This is a genomic window from Burkholderia sp. Ac-20344, from assembly GCF_017104975.1.
Lineage (GTDB): Bacteria > Pseudomonadota > Gammaproteobacteria > Burkholderiales > Burkholderiaceae > Burkholderia.
This window is the reverse complement of record NZ_JAAGPP010000410.1, coordinates 1-372: the sequence shown is the minus strand read 5'-3', so window position 1 is coordinate 372 and position 372 is coordinate 1. Positions and strand designations below refer to the sequence as shown.

2 rRNA genes are annotated in these 372 nt (G+C 52.7%); both read left to right on the top strand.

Annotated elements, in window-relative coordinates:
• Window positions 1–115, top strand: a 23S ribosomal RNA gene (locus G3N64_RS39450); the annotation flags it as partial.
• Between the two features lie 154 nt (window positions 116–269).
• Window positions 270–372: ribosomal RNA gene (gene rrf, locus G3N64_RS39445) — 5S ribosomal RNA — on the top strand; the annotation flags it as partial.

Genomic DNA, 372 nt, shown 5'->3' with positions numbered 1-372 from the left:
TGGGGACTAGATCCCCTTGAAGGGTCGTTCGAGACCAGGACGTTGATAGGTCAGGTGTGTAAGCGCAGTAATGCGTTCAGCTAACTGATACTAATTGCCCGTAAGGCTTGATCCTATAACAAGTCTGCCTTGTAGATCGGCGCCGTGCGCAAGCACCGGCCGCGATCCAAAGCGACAAGTTGGATTCTCGTGTGTGATACACACAACTCAAGATTACTGCTTCTTCCCAGATTGGTTGTGCTGCAAAGCCAGCGCAACAACCCTCTTTGCCTGATGACCATAGCGAGTCGGTCCCACCCCTTCCCATCCCGAACAGGACCGTGAAACGACTCTACGCCGATGATAGTGCGGATTCCCGTGTGAAAGTAGGTA